The organism is Rhodococcus sp. NPDC059179 (assembly GCF_042754885.1).
Lineage (GTDB): Bacteria > Actinomycetota > Actinomycetes > Mycobacteriales > Mycobacteriaceae > Rhodococcus_G.
Map to the genome: position 1 here is coordinate 211,300 of NZ_JBHZBV010000001.1, position 15,869 is coordinate 227,168.

Sequence of the window (15,869 nt, forward strand, 5' to 3'; positions counted from 1 at the left end):
GTCAGACCACTCCCGCGCGCTTGGCGGCGGAGCGGAGCTGGAATGCCCCGGCCAACAACATGATTCCGAACACGATGGCAAACCCGCCGACGAGCCACATCAGGCCGGTGATGCCAGAGCCCGGCCAGATCACCAAGGCCAGGCCGAACAGCAACGCCACGACACCGGCGACCATCGACCCGGCCCACTGCCCGCCGTTCGCCATCACCTGGAACGCGCCGATCACCTCGAGGATGCCGACGAGGATCGCCCAGAACCCCATCAGGTAGGCGAACGCCAGGGCTGTGAGCCCCGGCCAGGCGAACAGGACGATGCCCGCCACCACCGAGACGATGCCCGCGGCCAGCCACCACACCCAACTCTGCACGAACCTGCGGGCCTGGACCGCCCGGACCGCCGAGATGAGCCCATCGACGATCCAGAAGACGCCCACCACCACGATCAACGCCTTGACGGTCACGTCCGGCCACGCGATGGCGACGATGCCGAACACGATCGCGACGACGCCGCGCAGCAATAGCGACCACCACACGTCCTTGCCGATCCGCAGCATGGCCTCATTGCTGTCGACGATGGGGTTCTCGGTCATTGCATCCTCCGATGCTCGTGCGTGCCCGAACAGCTGAATCGGAGCCTACTGTCAGCGGCCACGCGCGGCGCGGTGAAAACGCTACTTCCGGTCCCTGTCCTTGCTCGGCTGCACCCGCTTCGGCTCGCCCGGCATCTTCGGGTACTGCGGCGGATACGGCATGTCGCCCAACCCGTTCGCCTCGTCCCGCTCCGCCATCTCGAGTATTGCGTCCAGCGAGTGCGCGACGTCGTCGATCCGGGCGGCCGGGTCGCCGCGCCTGCTCACCAGCTCGGGCACGGTGGCAATGGTGAAGTCGTCCGGCTCGACGTCCGGCAGCTCCGCCCAGGTGACCGGGGTCGACACCGTCGCCCGCGGGGTCTTGCGCACCGAGTAGGCCGAGGCGACGGTCTTGTCCCTGGCCGTCTGGTTGAAGTCGATGAAGATCCGCTGCCCGCGTTCCTCTTTCCACCACGCGGTGGTCACCCTCGCCGGGTCGCGGCGCTCGATCTCCCTGGCCACCGCAATGGCCGCGCGGCGCACCTCGATGAAGTCCCAGCGCGGTTCGATCCGGACGTAGACGTGGATTCCGCGCCCGCCGGAGGTTTTCGGGAACCCGACCAGACCCAGCTCGTCGAGCAGGGGCGCGACGATGTCCACCGCGACCGCCCTCGCCTCCGCAAATCCGGTGCCCGGCTGCGGATCCAGGTCGATGCGCAGCTCGTCGGGCCGGTCCGGGTCGGCACACCGCACCGGCCACGGATGGAAGGTGACGTTGCCCATCTGCGCGGACCAGACGATGTCGGCGGCGTGCCGCACCTTCAGCGCATCGGCGGTGCGGCCGTTGGGGTTGGTCACCGTGCAGGTGGCGAGGTACTCGGGGCGCTTGGCCGGCAGCCGCTTCTGGTAGATCTCCTCACCCTCGATGCCGTCCGGGAAGCGCTGCAGGTGGGTGGGCCGGTCCCGCAGCGCGGTCATGATTCCGGAGTTGCCGCCGTCGAAAAGTGCGATGGTCCGGTAGTACTCGACGAGGTCGCGCTTGCTGCCGCCGTCGGCGCCGAGCTGCGGGAAGTAGATCTTGTCGGGGCTCGAGAGCCGGACCGCGATGCCGTCCACGTCGAGCTCCACGGCCGGCGCCTGCGAGCGCTTTTTCGTCGGTCGCTCCGCTCCATCGGGTGCTGCCATCAGTCCTCCCCCGCCAACACGTCGGACAGGTCGTATCGCACCGGGACCTCCAGCTGCTCGTAGGTGCATTCGCGCGCCTCGCGGTCGGGCCGCCAGCGCAGGAACCGGGCAACGTGCCGCAGCCGGTCGCCCTCCATCTGGTCGTAGGCCACCTCCACCACCAGTTCCGGTCGGATCGGCACCCATTGACGGTCCTTGCCCGCCGCCCACCGGCTGGCCTCGCCGTCGTGCACGACGTCCTCGCCCAGCCGGAGCGGATCGAGGATCTCCTGCAGTTCGACGCGTCGGGCGGCGGTGAATGCCGAAGCGCCACCTATGAAGCGCATGTCGTCGCCGTCGTAGAGCCCCAGCAGCATCGAGCCGATGCCGGGCTGGCTCTTGTGCGGCCGGTACCCGATCACCACGCAGTCCGCGGTCCGCGCGTGCTTGACCTTGATCATCTCGCGCTTGTTCGGAAGATAATGCCCCGCAAGCTTCTTCGCGACGACGCCGTCGAGTCCGGCGCCCTCGAAGGCATGGAACCACTCCTGGGCGAGCGTGGCGTCGGTGGTGGCGGTGGTGACGTGGCAGGACGGCCCGCCGCCGACGTAGTCGAGCAGGATCTCGCGGCGCTCCACGAACGGCCGCTTCGTCAGGTCCTCGTCGCCCAGCGCGAGCATGTCGAATCCGACCAGCTGTGACGGCGTCTGCTCGGCCAGCAGGGTTATTCGACTGGCGGCCGGGTGGATCCGCTCCGACAGCGCCTCCCAGTCCAGCCGGGTGCGGCCGTCGACCTCGCGCGGCACAACCAGTTCCCCGTCGAGCACACAGCGGACGGGCAGCTCGGCCCGGACCGCCGCGATCATCTCGGGAAAGTAGCGGCCCAGGTCCTTTCCGCTGCGCGAGCTGAGCACCACGTCGTCACCGTCGCGAAAGACGATGGCGCGGAATCCGTCCCACTTGGGCTCATACGACCACACCGGCTCCTCCCCGTCGGGCTGCGGCGGGACCGTCGGGGCGGCCTTCGCCAGCATCGGCTGCAGGGGCGGGGTCAGTGGCAGATCCACGCACCCATACTCGCGCACCGGGCCGGTATTCGCGAGGGAACGCGCCCCGACCGCCGACGATTGCCGCGACGCCGCGGTCATTCTCCGCGCGCCCGTCGGATCGGAGCCATCGTCGGCACCGGCTCGGTGGTCAGGAAGTCCAGGATGATCCGGTTGCAGAGATCGGGCTTCTCCACCAGCAGCCCGTGCGAGGTGCCCGGAACCACCGCCAGCTCTGCGACCGGCAGGCCGCGGTACAGCGCGAGCGCGTGTTCGAGGGTCACCTCGTCGTCGTCGCCGACCATCACCAGCGTCCGGCGGGTGACCCCGCGCAGGTCCCGCTCGGTCAGCGCGGGGTCCTCGAGGTGCATCCGGTTCAGCTTCCGGGTCACTGCCGGGTAGTGTCCCGCGCCGTCCGGTGACACCTCGGCGTACAGCTCCGCGAGGAACGCGGGCGGCTCCTGGTCCGCATCCACGACACCCGGCGCCCAGCCGTCCCGATGAAAGACTCCCGCGACGCAGACGAGCCGCCGGACCAGGTCCGGCCTGCGCAGCGCGACCAGCAGGGCCACGGTCGCGCCGTCGCTGTAGCCGAGCAGCCGCACAGGCCCGCGCGGGACCGACTCCAGGAACGCGATGGTGTCCATGGCCATCAGCTCATAGGTGATCGGACCGGGCACGTCGGCGGTGTGGCCGTGGCCCCGTCGCTCGGGGGTGAACAGCCGAAACCGGCGGGCGAGCCCGTCGATGTTCGGCCCGAAGGCCCGCGCGTCGACGCCGCCCGGGTGCAGCAGCACCAGCGGCTCACCCTCGCCGTGCTCGTCGTACCAGGTGTTCAGGTCCCCCAGCCGCACATAGCCCACCGCCGGCCTCCCTCTGCGTCATGGTTACGGCACCGCCGTGGCGTCGCCGTCAACGGCACTGCCGTAACTATGACCGCGCGGGGAGCCCGAACTCATCGGTCGGCGCGCGACGGCCGCTACTCGACGTCGAGCCGGAACCCCAGCTTCAGGGTCACCTGGACGTGCGCGACGGCACCGTTCTCGATGTGCCCTCTGGTGCCCACCACCTCGAACCACTCGAGATTGCGCACGGTCGAATTCGCCCTGGCCACCGCGTTCGCGATGGCATCGTCGATCCCCTTGCTCGAGGAACCCACGACCTCGGTGACGCTGTAGACGTGATCGCTCATCGGTCTTCCTCACTCCTGGTGACGGAAACTCCCCGACCAGCGTATGGCGGCCCCGCACTCGGCGGGTCGGTTCTCGCGGCCGCAGGGTGCTCTAATTACCAGATGACGCTCAACCGCCTTGGGCGCGGAACCGCCGCCGTCAGCCTGGCGCTCGCCACCCTCGCGCTCGGCGCCTGCGGCAGCGAGATCACCGGCCGGGCGTTGCCCGAGAGCGGCGTCGCGGCCGACACCCTGTTGCCGGATGAGCCGGAGACGGACACCGGGGGCACCGTCGACATCGACGTCGAGATCGGCGAGTGCGTCGAGCTGACCGGCACGGTCGACGATGCGACCGTGGTGAAGGTCCCGTGCGGCGGCCCGCCGGCGAACTACAAGGTGATCGGGAAGGCGCCGACGAATGCGCAGTGCGTGAGCGACGCCGACTCCTACTACTACGAGACCCTGATGGGCGACGAGCAGGGCGCACTCTGCCTCGACATCGACTGGGTCGTCGGCGGGTGCATGGAACTGGCGGGGGATCAGCCGACGCACATCGACTGCGCGACACCCGCACGCGAGGGCGTCCGGGTCGCGGAGATCATCACCGACGTCACCGACGTCGAGAAGTGCTCCACCCCAAGCGGATACGTCTACGACGAGCGCCGGTTCGCGGTCTGCACGGACGATTTGTAGCCGGTTCCTACAGCCAGCCCTTCCGCTTGAAGATAGTGTACAGGGTGATACAGGTCAGGGCCATCATGAGCAGCGCCATCGGATAGCCGCCCACCCAGTGCAGCTCGGGCATGGTGTCGAAGTTCATGCCGTAGACGGTGCCGATCAGCGTGGGCGCGAACAGGATCGCGGCCCAGGACGAGACCTTCTTGATCTCCTCGTTCTGCGCGTAGCTGGCCTGGGTGAGCGCCGACATCTCCTCGTTCTGGGTCTGCGACACCAGGGTCGCGTTCACGGTGAGGATGTTGCCCAGCAGCTGCCGGAACCCGTCCGCGCGCTCGACCACGGTGGTGGCGTGGTCGGTGACGTCGCGCAGGTACTTCTGCAGTTCCTCGTCGGTGTTGTACTTCTCGAAGCCGGCGGACAGCCCCCGCAGCATGTCGAGCAGCGGCTTGGTGGCGCGCTGGAACTCGATGACCTCGCGGGAGAGTTCGTAGATGCGCCGCGACACCTTCGGGTCGCCGCTGAAGACCTCGGTCTCGATCTCGTCGATGTCGTTCTGCAGTCCGGCGACGACCGGCGCGTACCCGTCGACCACCGCGTCGAGGATCGCGTAGAGCACCGCCTCCGGGCCGAGCTTGAGCAGCTCCGGGTCGTTCTCCATGCGGGTCCGCACCGCGGACAGGTCCGGGGATTCGCTGTGCCGCACCGTGATCACGAACGTCGGCCCGCAGAACACGTGCAGCTCGCCGAAGTCGACCCGCTCGGTCTCGTCCAGGTAGCGGGCCGCGCGCAGCACCACGAACAGGGTGTCGCCGTAGCGCTCGAGCTTGGGCCGCTGGTGCGCGACGATGGCGTCCTCGACCGCGAGCTCGTGCAGGCCGAACTGCTTCGCGGCGGCCTGCAGCTGCTCCTCGTCGGGGCGGTACATGCCGATCCACGCCATCGACGTTTCGTCCGGCAGGCTGCGTAGCGCCTCGGCCAGGCTGGACGGGGTCTCGATCCGGGCGCCGTCCCGGTAGACCGCGCTGTTGACCACGCTGGCCTCCACCGGCGCGACCGGTGGAGCGGGCGGCGTCGGGTGCGGGGCCATCGAGTGCTCGGGGACGATCAGGTCGCTCGAGGGATTGGCGGATCGGCTGGGCAGCAGCGGACGGAAGGTTCGCTTTTCACGCATGAGGGCGGCTTTCGCATGAGTCGGATGCACGGGCGCGCGCCGCGAACGAGAGCGGCACGGGTGTGATCGGAGAAATCGCCTGACCCGGGTGCGGTGCGCCCCGCGCGACTAACGGCGATTTCGGTAGGTACTCGGAGGTTGGCTCTTCACGGCAAGCCACACCTCCTCTTCCCTCGACTCTGTCGGACCTCGACACCTTACTCCCCTGGTCAGTTGCCCGCCAAGCGCGCGGCCGCCCCACGATGTGGGAATGCCGCGCCCGGCGCACCCCGGCGCGCGGGGCAAGGCTCGAGGGCGCGGGCGCACGCCTGCCCTGCGCGTCGGTACGGACACGCCGAAAGTCCAGTCAAACAGCGGACACCGAGGGTTCCGGTAGCTTGTTTTTGACCGTCGCCGGCACCGCCACGAGTTTCAGCAAACTGGACGCTTGGACTACTTTTTCGTTTTACGCTGCCGCCATGACCTCACTCATCAACGCGCAGGGCGGCTTCAAGCGGCTTGCCACTGCGATCGGCGGCGCAGTCGCGGCTCTGTTCCTGGCGGCCTTCGCCGCAGTGATGATGCCGGCCGCGGCCCATGCCGATGCCAACGCCCTTGAGTACTCCGCGGACAACTCGACCTGGGGCGACATGTCCCAGATTCCCGACTTCCAGGGCGAGCTGATCCCGGGCGGCGAGCTCACGACCACCTTCTACGCCAAGAACTCGACCAGCCAGGGCGGCACCCTCCAGGTGTACCTCGGCAACTGGACGAAGTCCGCGCCGGACATGCAGGCGTACGTGCGGGTCGAGATCAACGACGCCGCCGGCGACATCGTGGACCTGACCAATAACCTGGCCGCGCCGGGCACCGAGCTCAAGGCGACCCACGTCGGCCCCGGCCAGACCGCCAAGGTGATGCTCGTGGTCGGCATGCCCGACGATGCCGGTAACGAGTCGCAGGGCCAGACGGTCAGCCCGGACTTCGCCCTCGACTTCGAGCTCGACGCCGCCGCCGTCGCGACCACCACCACGCTGACCGGCCCGGCCACCGCCAACTCCACCACCGCGTTCGAGCTGACCGCGACCGTCGCCCCGGCAGGCGCCACCGGCACCGTCCAGTTCAAGGACAACGGCGCCAACATCGGGAACGCCGTGCCGCTGACCGACGGCGTCGCGAAGCTGTCGCAGATCCTCTCCACCGCGGGCGCACACAGCATCACTGCCGTCTACAACGGCGCTGACGGCTTCATCGCCTCCACCTCCGAGGCCCTCATCGTCACCGTCACCACCACGCCGGTCGAGCCCGGCACCGGCTCCGGCTCCGGCTCCGCCGGATCCTCCTCCGGCTCGCTCGGCGATCTGGGCAGCATCTTCGGCTCGTAATCGCCTGAGCCCGTATGGCTTCACGCGGCAGCACACGCCTTCTCGCGCCGTCACACACCCATTCGGAGCCCAATGGTTTTGTGACGGCGCCAAAGAGTTTGTGCCAGACCCGGTCTCGTGCGGCAGGCCGATCAGGTGATGGTGAGTCCGCCGTCGACCGGAATGGTCTGGCCGGTGACGTAGCCGGCCGCGTCCGAGGCGAGCCAGACCAGGGTGGCCGCGAGCTCCTCCGGGTCGCCGATCCGGCCGAGGACCAACCGCGGCGCCATGCTGTCGAGGTACCCGTCCTGGTAGGAGTCGGTCATCTCCGACTTGAAGAAGCCGGGCGCGATCGCGTTCACCCGAATGCCCTTGCGGGTACCCCACTGCTGGGCCAGGTCACGGGTCAGCCCGATCAGCCCGGCCTTGCTGGCGGCGTAGGCGGCCTGCGGCAAACCGGCGGTGGTCAGGCCGAGGATGCTGGAGATGTTGACGATCGCCGAGCCGGGCTGCATGACGCGACCGCAGGCCTGCGCCGCCCAGTAGGCGCCGTTGAGGTTGACATCGATCACCTGACGGAACTGCTCCGGCGTCTCCCGCGTCGCGGGGTGCGCCGTGCCGATCCCGGCATTGTTGACCAGCACGTCCACCCGACCGAAACGCTCCATCGCGGCATCAATCATCTGCTGAGCCTGGTCCGGATCGGCGACGTCGGTCGCCACGCACAGTGCCTCCCGGCCCGCGTTCCGCACCAGTTCGGCTGTCCGCTCCAGCTTTTCGACGCGACGGGCCGCGAGCACGACATCGGCCCCCGCCTCCGCGCAGGCGACCGCGAAGGCGACCCCGAGCCCCGACGAGGCCCCGGTCACGACGACGACCTTGTTGTCCAGACGGAACCGGTCGAGTATCCCCATCATTTTCTCCTTTGGTGCGGAAGTTCTCGGCACGGCGGCCGACCTTCTCACCACGTACCTCTGGACAAAGCTAAGCGCGCGCTTAGTTTGCGGCTGCGGTATGAGAATAGTCAATCATCGGCGACAACGACGCCACCCCGGCACTGGTCTGACCACTTGACCACTGACCACTATGGGCCTAGCGTCGATGCATGGTCTTCGACCCGATCGTGCGGCAATCCGCATCAGGCGCAGTGTTCGAGCAGATCTCCGCCCGCGTCCTCGGCGGCGAGCTCGCCGCGGGCGACTCGCTACCGAGCGAGCGTCACCTGGCCGAGGCGCTCGGGGTCTCCCGGCCCGCCGTCCGGGAGGCGTTGCAGAAGCTCTCGCACGCCGGCCTCGTGGAGGTGCGGCAGGGAGATTCGACGTCCGTCAAGGACTTCCGGCGCCACGGCGGCCCCGAGCTGCTGCCGGGGCTTCTCCTCCGCGCCGGGCAGCCCGACTGGGCCGTGGTTCGCAGCGTCCTCGAGGCCCGGATGATGATCGGATCCCAGGTGGCACGGCTGGCGGCCACCCGGTCGGGGCCCGAACTCACCGCACAGTTGCGGGCGACGGTTCACGCGCTCGGCGGGGACGACGATCCCGTTGCCCTGCAACGGCACGCGCTGGCCTTCTGGGAGATCGTCGTCGACGGCGCAGATTCCATCGCGTTCCGGCTGATCTTCAACAGCCTGCGGCAGGCCTACGAGCCCACGATGGCCGCCCTCGGCGAGGTGATGAAAGCCGAAGTGGGACAAACAGATGCGTACGCCCGTCTCGCCGAAGCCATCGCCGCACGAGACGAGAACGCCGCGCAGCGCCTGGCGGTCGAGCTCCTGGACCTGGGCACCACGGCGATCAGCACAGTCATCGACAACCTGGAGGCGGCGACATGAGCACGTCCGCACGGTCGGCGCGCAGGCAGTCGGTGACCCTGCGCACCAGCGCCGCGGAGTTCGTTCGACATCCGTCCCCGTGGATGATCTCCGCAATGCTGGCAGCGGCCCTGGTCGGCCGCCTCCTCGTCGGGGACTGGCAGGTGAGCGACGCCTGGCTGCCGATTGTCATGCTGGCCGCGTTCCCGCTCCTCGAATGGGCCATCCACGTATGCATCCTGCACTGGCGGCCAAAGCGTTTCGCCGGGTTGACCCTCGACTCGCACCTGGCCCGCAGCCACCGCGAGCACCACGCCGACCCCCGGGACGTGCCGCTGATCTTCATCCCCTGGCAGACGCTGGTCCTGCTGATCCCGACCCTGATCGTGGGCGCGCTGCTCGCCTTCCCCCGGCCGGGACTCGCGCTGACCTTCCTCATCGTGATCGGCGCGATCGGACTCGCCTACGAGTGGACGCACTACCTGATCCACAGCGACTACCGCCCGAAATCCCGGATGTACCATGCGATCTGGCTCAACCACCGGCAGCACCACTACAAGAACGAGCACTACTGGTTCACCGTGACCACCGCAGGCACCGCCGACCGGGTCCTGCACACCTACCCGGACGTCAAGCAGGTGCCGACCTCGCCGACCGCGAAGAACCTGCATGCGGGCGCGGCCCGCGGCGCCTGAGGCCGCAGGGCATCAGGGCAACAGCCCCCGCTTCCTGGCCTCGAACACCGCCTCGTTCCTGCTGCTCACCCCGAGCTTGGCCGTCAGGTTGCGCATGTAGGTCTTCACGGTCTCCACGCTGAGCGTCAGCCGGTCGGCGATCTCCGCGTTGCGGCAGCCGAGCGCGACGTGGCAGAGCACGTCGAACTCGCGCGGGGACAGCGTCACCGTCGGGTCCGGGACGCCGCCTGCGGTCAACGACCGCAACGTGTCCTCGACCGCGCGCAGCTGGTCGGCGACGGCCTCGTCGCCGACCACCCCGGCGAGACTGCGCAGCGCGAGGTAGCTCTCGGTGATCCGCTCGGACACCGCCGCGCCGTGCAGGGGCGAACCGGGTTCGGCTCCGGCGTTGGCGATCATGGCGACGCGGCGGTCCACCTCGTCGCGGATCTCGATCTCCCTGGCCAGGCGGTTCGCGGACCGCATCACCTCGTCGGCCATCGCGTCGCCGATCGGCTGCCGCGATCGCAGCCCCCCGTAGATCGCCGCTCGGGTGGCGCCCCGCACCACGACCGGGACCGCGAGCAGGGACTCGATGCCCTCCCTGGCGACATGGACGTCGTAGTCGTGGGTGATGTGACGGGAGTTGAAGTAGTCGGGGGCCGACTCGGGGCGCTGCTCGGCGATCGCGCGACCGCCCAGCCCGCAGCGCGCGTCGATGACCAGGCCCCGCAGGATCGCGCTCCTCGTGCCCGCGAACCCGGACAGCCGCATCCGGCCGTTCTCGACGGCGCCCGCGAACAGGACGGTGAACGGCGTCCGACCGCGCAGGAGTCGCAGCTCGCCGCGCAGCGCGTCCTCGTCGCTCGGTCTCATCATGTCGTTCATCAGCACATACCCACTTCGTAGGGTAGCGACCTCGTCCGAGTGGGTCCTAACGTCGTGGCAACCACCTGTAAGCCCCGTCACACGAGGTAGCCGCATGCCCACCACCCCGACCGCCAATCACTCCGAGCTCAGTCCCCTGCGCTTCCTGGAACGCTCGGCCTCGGTCTTCCCCGACCGCACCGCGATCATCCACGGCCACCGGCACTACACCTACCGGGGGTTCGCGGCCGAGGTCGAGCAGCTCGCGCACGTGTTGCGTGAGCGGATCGAACCCGGCGACCGGGTCGCCTTCCTCTCGCCGAACACGCCCGAACTGTTGATGGCGCACTTCGCGGTGCCGCTGGCCGGTGGCGTGCTGATCGCGCTGAATTCGCGGCTGGCCGGACCCGAGCTCGAGTACATCCTCGACCACTCCGGCACCCGCATCCTGTTCGTCGACTCGGAGTTCCTCGGCTCGGTCACGACCGTCCGCGACGGGGTGCCGTCGGTGCGGGAGATCGTCGAGATCCCCGACTCGACGATCGTCCTCCCGGACCCGGTGACCGGCGTCGCGACCGCCGTCTACGGGGACTTCCTGCGCAGCGTCGACGCGGCGAACGCGGAGCCGCTGGTGTGGGGCGTCGACGACGAGCAGCAGACCATCGCGATCAACTACACCTCCGGAACCACCGGAAAACCCAAGGGCGTCATGTATTCCCATCGCGGGGCCTACCTGAACTCCTTCGGCGAGACCTTCCATAACGGGTTCACCGGCGACACCAAGTACTTGTGGACGCTGCCGATGTTCCACTGCAACGGCTGGTGCACGCCCTGGGCCGTCACCGCCGCCGGTGGTACCCACGTGTGCCTGCGGGCGGTCCGCGCCGACGCCATCTGGGACGCCATCGACACCCTTGGCATCACCAACCTGTGCGGCGCCCCCACCGTCTGCTCCACGATCGCCGACGCGGAGCAGGCGCACCCGCTCACCACGCCGCTGCGGATCACCACGGCGGGCGCTCCCCCGTCCCCGGCGATCATCGGTCGGCTCGAGTCGCTTGGCGCGACCGTCGTGCACGTCTACGGCCTCACCGAGGTGTACGGGCCGTACACGATCTGCGAGCCACAGGAGTCGTGGGCGGCGCTCGACCCGGCCGAGCGCGCGGTGCTGATCTCGCGGCAGGGCGTGGGCATGCTGCAGGCCGAGACGGCGCGCGTCGTCGATCCGCAGATGCGCGACGTCCCCGCCGACGGCGAGACGATGGGCGAGATCGTGCTGCGCGGAAACAACGTGATGCTCGGCTACTACCGGGACGAGAAGGCCACCGAGGAGGCGTTCGACGGTGGCTGGTTCCACACCGGCGACCTCGGCGTCATGCACCCGGACGGGTACATCCAGCTCAAGGACCGGGCCAAGGACATCATCATCTCCGGCGGCGAGAACATCTCCACCGTCGAAGTGGAGCAGTCGCTCGCCTCGCATCCCGCGGTCGCCGATGTCGCGGTGGTCGGCGTCCCGGACGACAAGTGGGGCGAGCGCCCGAAGGCCTTCGTGCTGCTGCGGCCCGGCGCCGCCGTCACCGCGGAGGAGCTGATCGCGCACGCCCGCGGCCTGCTCGCCGGCTACAAGGTGCCGCGCGAGATCGCCTTCGCGACGGACCTGCCGCGGACCCCGACGGGGAAGATCCGCAAGAACGAGTTGCGGGCGGGCGAGGACACCGTTACCCACGGGTAGCACAATGACTCCCCGAGACAAGACGACCTAGACGGGTTTGGAGAAATGACAGTGGAGCTAGTCGGAGTGATCGGTGGCGGCACGATGGGTGCCGGCATCGCAGAGGTGTGCGCCAAGTCCGGGAGCTCGGTCCTGGTGCTCGAGACCAAGCAGGAGTTCGCGGACGCCGCGCAGGACCGGATCGCGAAGTCGATCACCCGTGGCGTCGCCAAGGGCAAGATCACCCAGGAAGAGGCGGACGCCGCGATCGCGCGGGTGCGCGTGACCCTCGACATCGAGGAGTTCGCCGACCGCGACCTGGTCATCGAGGCCGCGCCGGAGATCGAGGCGCTCAAGTACGAGATCTTCGGCAAGCTCGACAAGATCGTGAAGCCGTCCGGCATCCTGGCGACCAACACCTCCTCGATCCCCGTCATCAAGGTCGCGGGCGCCACGTCGCGTCCCGAGCAGGTCGTGGGCGTGCACTTCTTCAACCCGGTGCCGGTGATGCCGCTGGTCGAGATCATCTCGACGCTGGTGACCTCCCCCGAGGCCGCCAAGGCCGTCACCGACTACGCCAAGAACACCCTGCGCAAGACCACCGTGCAGGCAGGGGACCGCTCGGGCTTCATCGTCAACGCGCTGCTGATCCCGTACCTCACGTCCGCGATCCGGATGCTCGAGTCCGGCTACGCCACCGCCGAGGACATCGACGCGGCCATGAAGGGCGGCTGCGGCTACCCGATGGGCCCGCTGACGCTGCTCGACACCGTCGGCCTCGACATCGCGCTGGCCGCGTCGGAGTCGCTGTACGGCGAGTTCGCCGAGCCGCACTACGCCCCGCCCGCCCTGTTGCGCCGGATGGTCGAGGCCGGTCGCCTCGGCAAGAAGTCCGGCCGCGGCTTCTACGACTACAGCTAGGCAGCTCCGCCGATCCGCACCCCGGTTGCACCCGTCGCGCCCGCAATTGCGCCCGCGACGCGTGCAACCGGGGTGCGGATTGAGTTCTATCCACAGGGCGCCGGACCGGGTCTGGTATCCACGGTCACCTGCTGACAGCGTCGACCCGTGGACTCCTTCCGAGACGGCGCCATCCGCCGCGCCGAGGCGCTGGGCGACGGGAACACCGATCGCGAACTGCGGCGCGCCCGCACCACCGGCGATCTGGTCCCGATCCGCCCGGGCTCGTACCTGCGCGCCGCCGACTTCGCCGCACTCGACACTGCCGGGCAACACAGGGCACTGACAATCGCCACCGCCACCGCATCGAATCCCGATGCGGTGGTGAGCCACGTATCCGCCGCGGTCCTGCACGGGATCGACGTGTGGGCCATTCCGCTGGACCGGGTACACCAGACCGTCGACCGTAGACAGGGCGGCAAACGCGGTCGACGGCGACACCTGCACGCGACGCCGTTCCGAGACGACGAGGTGACGGTCCGCGCAGGCGTGCGCTGTACATCCGCCGCGCGAACGGTCGTCGACCTGGCCCGCACCGTGCCGTTCGAGCAGGCCGTCGTCGTCGGCGATTGCGCCCTGCACAACAAGCTCGTCACACCCGATGAGCTCGCCGTTGCCGTCGCGTCGGCGCACCATCGGTCCGGCGTCAACGCTGCGGCACGCGCGGTCGCCTTCATGGACGGGCGTAGCGAGAGTGTCGGCGAGTCCCGAAGCCGGGTACTCATGCACCGCCTACGGTTGCCGAAACCCGATCTGCAACGGTGGATGTCGGGATCCGACGGAACCATTGGGCGGGTCGACTTCTTCTGGGAGTGCGGCTTGGTCGGCGAGTTCGATGGACTCGGCAAGTACAAGAAGGATCGTGCACCCGATCAAGATGCGGACGACGCGGTGATCGCCGAGAAGGCGCGCGAGGACCTGCTCCGCGCGGAGGGGTTCATGGTTGTCCGGTGGGTCTGGCGCGAGCTCAGCACCCCTGACGTCGTCGCACGGCGAATCCGACGCGGGTTCGAGATCTGCTAGCCCCCGTGGATCCGCACCCCGCCTTAGCCCGTCGCGCCGGCGATTGCGCCCGCGACGCGTACAACCCGGGTGCGGATTGCGTGTGGGTACGGTTGGCGCATGGACGCGCCCGGTGCGACGGTCCGCCTGCGTTCGTCGTCCGGACGCTGGGTGGTGCTGGCGACGGTCCTCGGCTCGTCGCTGGCCATGCTCGACGCGACCGTCGTCAACATCGCGCTGCCTCGGATCCGCGAGGACCTCGACACCGACGTCGCGGGGCTGCAGTGGGTGCTGAGCGGATACACCCTCACCCTGGCCTCGCTGATCCTGCTGGCCGGCGCGCTCGGTGACCGCCTCGGCAGGCGCAAGGTCTTCGTCTGGGGGACGGTCTGGTTCGCCGTCGCCTCGCTGCTGTGCGGGCTCGCCCCCAGCATCGAACTGTTGGTGCTCGCCCGGATCCTGCAGGGCGTCGGCGCCGCCCTGCTGACCCCCGGCAGCCTGGCGCTGCTGTCCGCCGCCATCGACCCCGACGACCGGGGCGCGGCGATCGGGCTGTGGTCCGGCCTCGGCGGGGTGGCCGCCGCGATCGGCCCGATGCTCGGCGGCTGGATCGTCGAGGTGTCGAGCTGGCGGGTGGTGTTCCTGATCAACCTCCCGCTCGCGGCCGCGGTGGTGTGGGTGGCCGCCCGGCACGTCCCCGAGAGCCGCGACCCGCACGCCCACGGCCGGCTCGACGTGCTCGGCGCCGCCCTCGCCGCCCTCGCCCTCGGCTCGCTGACCCTCGGCCTGATCGGCACGCGGTGGCTGCCGGGGGCGGTCGGGGTGCTGCTGTTCGCGGCGTTCGTCATCGTCGAGCGGCGCTCCGCAAATCCGCTGGTCCCGCCCGCGCTGTTCCGTTCGCGGGTGTTCGTCGCCGCGAACCTGGTGACCCTGGCCGTGTACACCGCGCTCGGCGGGGTGTTCTTCCTGCTGGTGCTGCAGCTGCAGCTCGCGGCCGGGTACTCACCGCTGGCCTCCGGCGTCGCCACCCTGCCCATCACCGTCCTGATGCTGGTGTTCTCGTCGCGAGCCGGACGCTTCGCGCAGCACCGAGGTCCACGACTGCCGATGACGGCCGGGCCGCTGCTCGCCGCGGCAGGCCTGCTGCTGATGCTGCGGATCGGCCCGGGCGCCTCCTACCTGACCGACGTGCTGCCCGGTGTCCTGGTGTTCGGACTCGGACTGTCGGCACTGGTGGCGCCCCTGACGGCGGCGGTGCTCACCTCGGTGTCGACCGACCGTGCCGGTATCGCGTCCGGGGTGAACAACGCGATCGCGCGGAGCAGCCAGCTGCTCGCCGTCGCGGCGCTGCCTGGGCTGGCCGGGATCGTCGGTTCGGACTTCTCCGATCCGGCGGCCTTCTCCCACGGATTCGACGTCGCGATGCTGATCTGTGCGGTCCTGCTGGTGCTCGGTGCGGTCCTGGCCGTCTCGATGATCCCGGTGGCGGTGCCAGCGGTGGTCGACGAGGAGTCGGTGGCCTGCCAACCGCACTGTGACATTTCGGCCCCGGCCGTGCAGCCGGAGCGGGCGCACGAATCCTGAGGGATTCCCGATGCCTCGCGAGCGGAATCCGTCAGGACCTCCCGGGTGCGCGTGCTTGGATGTCTACCGGCCGTCCCCGGCCGTCCGTCCGCCAGCAGAGAGTGAGAGAGTGCCGATGTC

The 15,869-nt window shown here is 69.3% G+C and carries 16 protein-coding genes; 8 read left to right on the forward strand and 8 right to left on the reverse strand.

The annotated features are described in order from the left end of the window. Position 1: 1 nt before the first annotated feature. The 5 genes from ACFXMV_RS00960 to ACFXMV_RS00980 all read right to left on the reverse strand — a co-directional run bounded on the left by ACFXMV_RS00960 (position 2) and on the right by ACFXMV_RS00980 (position 3,970). A complete protein-coding gene (locus ACFXMV_RS00960) occupies positions 2-589 on the reverse strand; it encodes an HdeD family acid-resistance protein (protein ID WP_378500296.1) in 588 nt (195 codons plus the stop codon). Between the two features lie 81 nt (positions 590-670). Further along, positions 671-1,753, reverse strand: a complete 1,083-nt coding sequence (locus ACFXMV_RS00965; protein WP_378500297.1) for a DNA polymerase domain-containing protein — start codon at positions 1,751-1,753, stop codon at positions 671-673. Then, positions 1,753-2,799 carry an ATP-dependent DNA ligase gene (locus ACFXMV_RS00970; RefSeq protein WP_378500298.1) on the reverse strand — a complete coding sequence of 349 codons (1,047 nt, stop codon included), beginning with the start codon at positions 2,797-2,799 and terminating at the stop codon, positions 1,753-1,755. The genes ACFXMV_RS00965 and ACFXMV_RS00970 overlap by 1 nt, the downstream gene beginning before the upstream one ends. Positions 2,800-2,876: 77 nt before the next feature. Further along, positions 2,877-3,641 (reverse strand): alpha/beta fold hydrolase, encoded by a 765-nt coding sequence (locus ACFXMV_RS00975; protein WP_378500299.1) that lies wholly within the window; start codon positions 3,639-3,641, stop codon positions 2,877-2,879. Positions 3,642-3,757: 116 nt separating this feature from the next. After that, positions 3,758-3,970, reverse strand: a complete 213-nt coding sequence (locus ACFXMV_RS00980; RefSeq protein WP_378500300.1) for a dodecin — start codon at positions 3,968-3,970, stop codon at positions 3,758-3,760. A gap of 102 nt (positions 3,971-4,072) precedes the next feature. Here ACFXMV_RS00980 and ACFXMV_RS00985 point away from each other — a divergent pair, with 102 nt between their 5' ends. Further along, positions 4,073-4,642: a hypothetical protein gene (locus ACFXMV_RS00985; RefSeq protein WP_378500301.1), complete on the forward strand. Its 570-nt coding sequence runs from the start codon at positions 4,073-4,075 to the stop codon at positions 4,640-4,642. A gap of 7 nt (positions 4,643-4,649) precedes the next feature. On the opposite strand, the gene corA is transcribed toward ACFXMV_RS00985, so the two are convergent. Then, entirely contained in the window at positions 4,650-5,714 is a 1,065-nt protein-coding gene (gene corA / locus ACFXMV_RS00990; RefSeq protein WP_378500302.1) for a magnesium/cobalt transporter CorA, read from the reverse strand. Between the two features lie 542 nt (positions 5,715-6,256). On the opposite strand from corA, the gene ACFXMV_RS00995 reads away from it, so the two are divergent. Next, complete coding sequence (locus ACFXMV_RS00995) at positions 6,257-7,162, forward strand: Ig-like domain-containing protein (protein ID WP_378500897.1); 906 nt, start codon at positions 6,257-6,259, stop codon at positions 7,160-7,162. Positions 7,163-7,293: 131 nt separating this feature from the next. Here the strand turns inward: ACFXMV_RS00995 and ACFXMV_RS01000 are convergent, their stop codons facing one another. After that, positions 7,294-8,055, reverse strand: a complete 762-nt coding sequence (locus ACFXMV_RS01000) for an SDR family NAD(P)-dependent oxidoreductase (RefSeq protein ID WP_378500896.1) — start codon at positions 8,053-8,055, stop codon at positions 7,294-7,296. 191 nt (positions 8,056-8,246) lie between these two features. On the opposite strand from ACFXMV_RS01000, the gene ACFXMV_RS01005 reads away from it, so the two are divergent. Together ACFXMV_RS01005 and ACFXMV_RS01010 are read left to right on the forward strand one after the other, a co-directional pair. Continuing rightward, positions 8,247-8,969, forward strand: coding sequence for a FadR/GntR family transcriptional regulator (locus ACFXMV_RS01005; RefSeq protein WP_378502696.1), 723 nt, complete (start codon positions 8,247-8,249; stop codon positions 8,967-8,969). Further along, entirely contained in the window at positions 8,966-9,643 is a 678-nt protein-coding gene (locus ACFXMV_RS01010) for a sterol desaturase family protein (RefSeq protein WP_378500894.1), read from the forward strand. The genes ACFXMV_RS01005 and ACFXMV_RS01010 overlap by 4 nt, the downstream gene beginning before the upstream one ends. Before the next feature lie 12 nt (positions 9,644-9,655). Here the strand turns inward: ACFXMV_RS01010 and ACFXMV_RS01015 are convergent, their stop codons facing one another. Then, on the reverse strand, positions 9,656-10,510 hold the full coding sequence (locus ACFXMV_RS01015; protein WP_378502695.1) for a response regulator transcription factor: 855 nt from the start codon (positions 10,508-10,510) through the stop codon (positions 9,656-9,658). Between the two features lie 94 nt (positions 10,511-10,604). On the opposite strand from ACFXMV_RS01015, the gene ACFXMV_RS01020 reads away from it, so the two are divergent. From ACFXMV_RS01020 to ACFXMV_RS01035, 4 genes are all read left to right on the forward strand, one after another. Then, complete coding sequence (locus ACFXMV_RS01020) at positions 10,605-12,224, forward strand: AMP-binding protein (RefSeq protein WP_378502694.1); 1,620 nt, start codon at positions 10,605-10,607, stop codon at positions 12,222-12,224. Positions 12,225-12,275: 51 nt separating this feature from the next. Continuing rightward, a complete protein-coding gene (locus ACFXMV_RS01025; protein WP_378498934.1) occupies positions 12,276-13,124 on the forward strand; it encodes a 3-hydroxybutyryl-CoA dehydrogenase in 849 nt (282 codons plus the stop codon). 147 nt (positions 13,125-13,271) lie between these two features. Continuing rightward, the gene (locus ACFXMV_RS01030) at positions 13,272-14,186 is read left to right on the forward strand and encodes a hypothetical protein (RefSeq protein ID WP_378498933.1); all 915 of its coding nucleotides are present in this window, start codon (positions 13,272-13,274) and stop codon (positions 14,184-14,186) included. A gap of 99 nt (positions 14,187-14,285) precedes the next feature. Next, entirely contained in the window at positions 14,286-15,749 is a 1,464-nt protein-coding gene (locus ACFXMV_RS01035; protein ID WP_378498932.1) for an MFS transporter, read from the forward strand. The last annotated feature ends 120 nt before the right edge of the window (positions 15,750-15,869 follow it).